The sequence below is a fragment of the Nonomuraea sp. NPDC001684 genome (assembly GCF_053596515.1).
Window position 1 is genome coordinate 1 of record NZ_JBSFGJ010000448.1, and the last position, 7,560, is coordinate 7,560.

7 protein-coding genes are annotated in these 7,560 nt (G+C 75.3%); 3 read left to right on the top strand and 4 right to left on the bottom strand.

From position 1 onward, the window contains the following. On the top strand, window positions 1–1,562 hold a 1,562-nt coding region (locus ACWCSD_RS43305; RefSeq protein ID WP_449923924.1), incomplete at its 5' end, for a SulP family inorganic anion transporter. Between the two features lie 37 nt (window positions 1,563–1,599). Here ACWCSD_RS43305 and ACWCSD_RS43310 read toward each other — a convergent pair. Further along, a complete protein-coding gene (locus ACWCSD_RS43310) occupies window positions 1,600–1,971 on the bottom strand; it encodes a hypothetical protein (RefSeq protein WP_397161914.1) in 372 nt (123 codons plus the stop codon). Window positions 1,972–2,102: 131 nt separating this feature from the next. Beyond that, the gene (locus tag ACWCSD_RS43315; protein WP_397161913.1) at window positions 2,103–3,050 is read right to left on the bottom strand and encodes a helix-turn-helix transcriptional regulator; all 948 of its coding nucleotides are present in this window, start codon (window positions 3,048–3,050) and stop codon (window positions 2,103–2,105) included. An 82-nt stretch (window positions 3,051–3,132) separates the two neighbouring features. Here ACWCSD_RS43315 and ACWCSD_RS43320 point away from each other — a divergent pair, with 82 nt between their 5' ends. Further along, complete coding sequence (locus ACWCSD_RS43320; protein ID WP_449923928.1) at window positions 3,133–3,840, top strand: alpha/beta fold hydrolase; 708 nt, start codon at window positions 3,133–3,135, stop codon at window positions 3,838–3,840. 35 nt (window positions 3,841–3,875) lie between these two features. Here the strand turns inward: ACWCSD_RS43320 and ACWCSD_RS43325 are convergent, their stop codons facing one another. Further along, window positions 3,876–4,562, bottom strand: coding sequence for a response regulator transcription factor (locus ACWCSD_RS43325; RefSeq protein WP_397161911.1), 687 nt, complete (start codon window positions 4,560–4,562; stop codon window positions 3,876–3,878). Window positions 4,563–4,579: 17 nt separating this feature from the next. After that, window positions 4,580–5,782 (bottom strand): sensor histidine kinase, encoded by a 1,203-nt coding sequence (locus tag ACWCSD_RS43330; RefSeq protein WP_449923932.1) that lies wholly within the window; start codon window positions 5,780–5,782, stop codon window positions 4,580–4,582. 138 nt (window positions 5,783–5,920) lie between these two features. Between ACWCSD_RS43330 and ACWCSD_RS43335 the strand changes: the two genes are divergently transcribed. Continuing rightward, a complete protein-coding gene (locus ACWCSD_RS43335; RefSeq protein ID WP_449923935.1) occupies window positions 5,921–7,462 on the top strand; it encodes an alpha/beta hydrolase in 1,542 nt (513 codons plus the stop codon). Window positions 7,463–7,560: the final 98 nt, after the last annotated feature.

Genomic DNA, 7,560 nt, shown 5'->3' on the forward strand with positions numbered 1-7,560 from the left:
CGCTGGCGCTCGGCTTCGGCAACTCCAGCGGGCTGGGCGCGCAGGCGGGGCTGGCCACCGCGGTGGTGGCCGGCGCGCTGGCCGCCGTCTTCGGCGGCTCGGCGCTGCAGGTGTCCGGGCCGACCGGGGCGATGACGGTGGTGCTCGTCCCGATCATGCACGCGCACGGCGCCACCGGCGTGCTGACGGTGGGGCTGCTGGCCGGGCTGCTGCTGCTCGGCCTGGCCCTGGCCCGGGCGGGCCGGTTCATGATGCTGGTGCCCGCGCCGGTGGTGGAGGGCTTCACCCTGGGCATCGCCTGCGTGATCGGCATGCAGCAGGTGCCCGCCGCGCTCGGCGTGCCCACGCCCGCGGGTGACAAGGTGCTGGCCGTGGCCTGGCAGGCGGTACGCGACTTCGCGGCCCGTCCGAACTGGGCCGCCCTCGCCATGGCCGCGGCGGTCGCGGCGCTGATCCTGGTCGGCGGACGCCGGCGGCCCGCTGTGCCGTTCTCGCTGCTCGCCGTCGTCGCCGCCACGCTCGTCGCGGAGCTGGCGGGGTTGCCGGTGACGCGCATCGGCGCCCTGCCCGCGGGGCTGCCCGCCCCGTCCCTGGAGTTCCTGGACGTCGGCGCGCTGAGCTCCCTCGTCGCCCCCGCGTTCGCCGTGGCCGCGCTGGCCGCGCTGGAATCGTTGTTGTCGGCCGCCGTCGCCGACGGCATGAGCGTCAACCATCGGCACGACCCCGACCGCGAGCTGTTCGGCCAGGGCATCGCCAACCTGGTCGCCCCGTTGTTCGGCGGCGTCCCGGCCACCGGGGCGATCGCCCGCACCGCCGTCAACGTGCGCGCGGGCGCGTCCTCCCGGCTGGCCGCGCTCGCGCACGCCGCGATCCTCGGCGTCATCGTGTTCACCGCCGCCGGGCTGGTCGCCCGCATCCCGCTGGCGGCCCTGGCCGGGGTGCTGCTGGCCACCGCGGCGCGGATGGTCGAGGTTGGCTCGGTGACGTCGATGCTGCGCTCCACCCGGGCCGACGCCGTCGTCCTGGTCTCGACCGCGGTCGCGACCCTCGTCCTCGACCTGGTCACCGCCGTCATCCTCGGCCTGATCGTGGCCGGGGCGCTCGCGCTGCGCGCCATCGCCGGGAACGTGCGCCTGGACACCGTGCCCCTGCGGGCCGACCTGCCCGGCGACCACGACGCCGAGGAGCACGAGCTGCTGGCCGAGCACATCGTCGCCTACCGGCTGGACGGGCCGCTGTTCTTCGCCGCGGCGCACCGCTTCCTGCTGGAGCTGTCGGAGGTCGCCGACGTCTCGGTGGTGATCCTGCGCATGTCCCGCATCACCACGATCGACGCCAGCGGCGCCCTGGTGCTCGGCGACGCCGTCGCCCGCCTGGAACGACGCGGCATCACCGTGTACGTCTCCGGCATCCGGGACGGCCACCACCGGCCGCTGCGCGCCCTGGGCGCGATCGCCCGCCTGGACGAGGCCGGCCAGGTGTTCGCCTCGACCCCGGAGGCCATCGCGGCGGCCCGCCGCCATCTCCACCGCACCGGCGTCCTCCCCGCCCCCATCGGCTGACCGCCGACGAAGGCGGGGCGGGCAGGTGGCGCCGCGATCAGTAGCAGTACCAGGAGAAGGCGTTGCGCTCGTCGTGGAAGGCGGCGTGGGACAGGCCGGCGCCGTGCTGCCAGCGGCACGCGTCGTGCATGTTGATGCCGTGCATGGTGCCGTCCACGCCGACGCAGCGCCAGCTCCAGACCGACTTCGGATTCTGGGCCACCGAGTTGAGGTGGCCCAGGCTCTGGCAGTACGCGTGCAGCCGGTCCAGGCCCGGCTGGCCGGTCGCGGGGCCGGCCGCGGAGGTCGCCTGGGCGGGCGGCGCGGTGGTGGCGAGGGCGGCCAGGCCGAGCCCGGCGGCGAGTGCGGTGGCGGCGAGGGCCGCGGTGACCTTCCTGGTCCTGGGGCGCGGCGCGCTGGATGCGTTCACGGGTCTCTCCTTCGCTGCGGGCGGCCCGGTCGGCCGCCTCGCACCCCAGGCAAGCGGCCGGCCCGGGGTGTCCAACAGCAGCTCGGACGGACCCGGACGGACTCGGCTGGCACCGTCCCTCCAGTACCGCCTCAATCGGAGGTCTGGTCCAGCAGGCTCTGGGCCAGGCGGCGGACGGCCGTGCGCAGCTCCGGCGGCGACTGGATCGTGAACGGGAAGCCGAGCCCGGCGAGCATGGCGGCCATGCCGTCCAGGGACTCGGCGCGCATCCGCAGCAGCACTCCGTCCGGGGTCTCGGTGAGCGTGGCCACCGACGGCGGGACGCGACGGGCCGCCTCCGCGAGAGGCACGCGCAGCACGACCTCGACGAGGTGCGCGTACGGCACCCGGGCCAGCGACGCGGTGACCTGCCGCACCGGGTCGGACTCGGCGGGGATCTCGTAGGAGGCCGTCCCCGGGACGACGGAGGAGATCCGGTCGAGGCGGAAGGTGCGCAGCTCGCCGGACAGGTGGTCGAGGCCGGTCACGTACCAGCGGCCGGAGTGGAAGACCAGGCCGTGGCCGTCCAGTTCGCGTTCGGTGGTGGAGCCCTTCCAGGAGCGGTAGCCCAGCGTGACCCGGCGGCGGTCGCGGATCGCGGCGGCCAGGGTCAGCACGGCCCGGCTCGCGGGCGTCCGCGCCGCGCGGGCGGCGAGGGTGAAGTCGAGGGTCTCCTCCAGCGCGCCGGCCTGCTGCCGCAGCGTGGCCGGCAGCACCCGCCGGATCTTGGCCAGGGCGGCCTCCGTGGCCTCGGCGGCCAGGCCCAGGCGGCGTCCGGCGAGCAGGCCGAGGACGACGGCGGTGGCCTCGTCGTCGGTGAGCATCAGCGGCGGCAGCTTGTAGCCGGGCATCAGCCGGTAGCCGCCGTACCGGCCGCGTTCGGCGGCGACGGGGATGCCCAGGTCGGCGAGCCGGGCGGCGTAACGGCGGACGGTCCGTTCGTCCACGCCGAGCCGCTGGGCGAGGTCGCGGCCGCCCAGCACGTGGTGGGCCTGGAGCAGTTCGAGCATCGCCAGCATCCGGGTCGCCGGATATGACACAGGTCACCCTCTTTATCCGGGCGGGTTCTGTCCGCTTTCCGCTTTAGCGTAGCGACATCGGCTCACTTGGAAGGACGACGAGATGGCGAACTACGTGCTGGTACCCGGATTCTGGCTCGGCGCCTGGGCCTGGGACGAGGTGGCGCACGAACTGCGCGCCGCCGGGCACCAGGTGCGGGCGGTCACCCTGACGGGGGTGGCGGAGCGGGCCGGCGAGCTGTCACCGGAGGTCGGCGTGGAGACACATGTCGCCGACATCCTGGCGGCGATGGACGGATGGGACGACGTCGTCCTGGTCGGGCACAGCGGGGCGAACGTCCCGGTGACCGCGGTCGCCGACCGGCATCCCGAGCGGCTCAGCCGGGTCGTCTACGTGGACGCCGGGCCGCTGCCGTCCGGGGCGGCGGTGATCGACTTCAACGACGAGGACACCCAGAAGGCCTGGCGCGCCCAGGTCGGGGACGGCCACGCGCTCGACGTGCCCGCCTACGAGCAGGGGGCGGGCAAGTTCGCGGGCCTCACCGAGGAACGATGGGAGCAGATCCGCGCGAAGGCGACGCCCCAGCCGTGGGGCGCGGCCGTGCAGCCGGCGCAGCGGCCGGAGCGCATCCCGGCGACGCCGAAGACCTTGGTCGCCTCGACCATGCCGGTGGCACTGATCCGCGAGCTGATCGCCTCGGGGAACCCGGCGTTCGCCGCGCTCGGCACCCCCGAGTGGACGTTCGCCGAGCTGCCGACCGGCCACTGGCCGATGTTCTCGCGGCCGGCCGAGCTCGCCGCGCTGCTCTGACGTCCGCGCGGGCGTGTCCGCCGGAGGGGATGGGGTCAGCTGGGCTTCCCGCGGACCGGGGTCTGCTCGGGCGGGCGCGGAGCGCCGTCCAGGTAGGCGAGCACGGCGCGGACGCGGCGGTGGCCGGAGTCGTCCGGGGCCAGGCCGAGCTTGGCGAAGACGTTGCCGATGTGCTTGTGGACGGCGTTGTCGGAGATGCGCATGCGCTCGGCGATGGTGGCGTTGTCGTGCCCCTGCGCCATGAGGGCCAGGGACTCCCGCTCGCGGGCGGTGAGGGCGGCGAGGGGGTCGTCGGCGCGGCGGGCGAAGAGCTGGGCGACCACTTCCGGGTCCATCGCGGTGCCGCCGGCCGCGACCCGCCGCAGGGCGTCGACGAACTCGGCCACCCGGCCGATGCGGTCCTTGAGCAGGTAGCCGATGCCGCCGCGGCCGTCGGCGAGCAGTTCGCCGGCGTACTCGCGCTCGACGTACTGCGAGAGCACCAGGATCGGCAGCGCGCCGTGCTCGCGGCGGGCCCGCAGCGCGGCGTGGATGCCCTCGTCGCGGAACGACGGCGGCAGCCGCACGTCGACGATGGCGATGTCGGGACGGTGCTCGGCGACGGCGAGCAGGAACGCCTCGCCGTCGCCGACGACCGCGACGACCTCGCAGCCCCTGGCCGCCAGCAGCAGCTTCAGCCCGCTGGCCAGCAGGACGTTGTCCTCGGCGATCACGACCCGCAAGGGACCTCCTTCGACGGTCACGACGCGCACGGCATCCGGACGGCGAGCGTGGTGGGGCCGCCCGGCGGGCTGTCGAGGCGCAGCGTGCCGTCGAGGGCGGCGACCCGCCGGCGGATCCCGGGGATCCCGGTGCCGCGCGCCTCGTCGGCGCCGCCCCTGCCGTCGTCGGTGACCTCGACGGACAGCACGTCGCCGGCCCGCTCGATCCGCAGGGACGCCCTGGTGGCGGCGGCGTGCTTGGTCACGTTCGTCAGCGCCTCGGCGATCACGTAGTAGGCCACCGTCTCCACGGACGGCGGCAGCGCGCCCAGGTCGGCGAGCTCGATGTGGACCGGCACGCTCGACCGGGCGGCCAGCGCCGTCAGCGCGCCGTCGAGCCCGCGGTCGGCGAGGATCGGCGGGTAGATCGTCTGGAGCACCGCGCGCAGCTCGGCCATCGCCTCCTCCGCCGTCTCGTGCGCCTCCTGGAGCAGCAGGGCGACCGTGTCCGGGTCGTCGGCGAGCGACTCGCGGGCCAGGCCCAGGTGCATGGCGATGGTCACCAGGCGGGCCTGCGTCCCGTCGTGCAGGTCGCGTTCGATGCGCTGGAGCTCCGCGCCGTGGGCGTCGACCACGCCGACCCGGCTCCTGGTCAGCACGTCGACCCGCTCGGTGAGCCGCTCGCGGGCCGACGGCGCGAGCAGCGCCAGGGACAGCCGGGCGTGCAGCCGGGCCAGCGCGGGCAGCCCCCACCAGGCCGCCGCGCCGAGGACGACGATCTGGGCCGACCCTCCGGCCAGCGCGGTCGCCCAGTCGTCCACGGGAACGTCGAAGAACGAGAACAGCGTGGGACGCGCGTCCGCCGGGAACGCCTGCCACGCGACCATCGCCACCGCGGCGACCACGATGTTGCCCAGGCACAGCAGGGCGGCCAGCCCGAGCGGGAACCCGGTGGCGACGTGCGCGAGCGCCCAGGCGAGATCCCGCCGCCCGCCCGGCACCCCGCCCGCCGGGACGCCGAGCAGCCGCCCGGCCCGCCGGCGGTGCCAGGCCGCCCAGCCCCGCCCCGCCGCCGGCGCGAGCAGCACCGGGAGCGCGAGCGCCGTGACCACGGCGGTGACCAGCGTGCCCAGCAGGTAGCCCGACCCGGACGACAGCCGGGAGACCGAGCCGGACGACAGCCAGGACGTCGAACCGGAGAACAGCCGGGAGACCGAGCCGGGGAGAGCGCGGTCACGCATGCGCACCTCCTCCTGACCTGCGTACCGGGGCACCAGTATCCCGTCACCGTCCGCGGCCGGACACTACAGCGGGCTGTACCAAGGGCGTGCGGCCGGCTGTATCGTGCCGGGCGTCCGGCCGGAATAGCGTCCCCGGCCATGAAACCGACACGTGTGCGGCCGCTCGGCCGTCTGCTCCCGGCCCTCGCCCTGATCGCCCTGTCCGTCGCCGTCGCGCCCCCGGCCGGAGCCGACGCCGGCGCGCCCGCGGCGACCGGCGGGAAACCCCCGGCGCTCGACTGGAAACGCTGCTCCCTGGGCCCGGACGACGCCGTCGGCAGGCAGCTCGACCAGGCGGGCGCGCGCTGCGCGGAGCTCGCCGTCCCGCTCGACCACTCCAGGCCGGGCGGCCGCGCCATCAAGCTCGCGCTGTCCCGCATCCCCGCGACCGACCGCGCCCATCGCATCGGCGCCCTGGTGCTCAACAGCGGCGGCCCCGGCGAGAGCACGCTCGGCATGCCCCTGCGGACACGCGCGGCCATGAAGGACGTCGCCGCCCGGTACGACGTCATCGGCCTGGACCCGCGTTTCGTCGGGCGCAGCACGCCGCTCGACTGCGGCTGGCCCATCGGCCTGTGGCTGCGCTCGGCCGGCTCGACCCGCGCCCGGTTCGACCACCAGGTGGCGGTGCAGCGCGACCTGGCCGAGCGCTGCGCCCAGCGGCACGCCGACGTGCTCCCGTACGCCAACACCCGCGACACGGCCCGCGACATCGACCTCGTGCGCCGCGCCCTGGGGGAGCGCCGGATCTCCTTCCTCGGCTACTCCTACGGCAGCTACCTGGGCGCGATCTACACGCAGATGTTCCCCGGCCGCACCGACCGGGTGGTCCTGGACAGCGCGGGCGACCCGGGCAAGTGGGGCCCCAGGGCGATGCGGGGCTCCGAGGACGAGGCGGACCGCGCGCTGCGCGCCTGGGCGTCCTGGGCCGCCGGACGCCACGGCACCTACGGGCTCGGCGCGACCACCGCCCGCGTGCTCGCCACCGTGGACACGATCGTCGCCGCCGCGGAGGAGCGTCCGCTGCGCGTCGGGGCGTACGAGGTGGACGACCAGGCGGTCCCGTACCTGCTCTCCGTCGGCTCCGCGAACGACCGTCCCGAGGCGCGCGCCGAGTTCGCCGCCACCGTCCGGACCCTGAACGAGGCCGCACACGGCCGCCCGGCCGAACCCGGCGCCGAGCTCGCCGGATTCCTGGCGTTCGTCCTGACCAGCGCCGGTTCGCCGCTGGCCAGCCCGGCCGCCGCGATCACCTGCGGCGACCGGGCCGCGCCGGGCGACCCCGACGTCTACTGGGACGACGTCCAGCGCAGCCGGGCGCGTCACCCGCTCTTCGGCCCGGTCAAGAACAACATCTGGCCCTGCGCCTTCTGGCCGGACGAGCCGCGCGAACCGCTCACGCACGTCGCCAACCCCACCCCCGCGCTGATCGTGTCCGCCACCGGCGACACCGCCACCACCTACGAGGGCAGCAGGGCCATGCACCGGGCGCTGACCGGCTCCCGCCTGCTCACCCTGCGCGGCGCCATCGCCCACGGGATCTACGGCGAGTACGGCAACGCCTGCGTGGACGCCAAGGTCAACGCCTACCTGGCCACCGGCGCACTCCCCGCCACCGACCAGACCTGCCGCCCGCGTTAGCGGCAATGCCGGGAAGTTAAGGGCTTTGGGCTGCTGTCAACTGGTGTTCGGTGAGGATGTTGATGGTGGTGCTCGCGCGGTGGTTGGTGCGGTCGACG

Excerpts from the sequence above, each read along its gene's own strand:
- ACWCSD_RS43320 (WP_449923928.1), top strand. The coding sequence starts at position 3,133 with ATGGCGAACTACGTGCTGGTACCCGGATTCTGGCTCGGCGCCTGGGCC.
- ACWCSD_RS43330 (WP_449923932.1), bottom strand. The coding sequence starts at position 5,782 with ATGCGTGACCGCGCTCTCCCCGGCTCGGTCTCCCGGCTGTTCTCCGGT.
- ACWCSD_RS43335 (WP_449923935.1), top strand. The coding sequence starts at position 5,921 with ATGAAACCGACACGTGTGCGGCCGCTCGGCCGTCTGCTCCCGGCCCTC.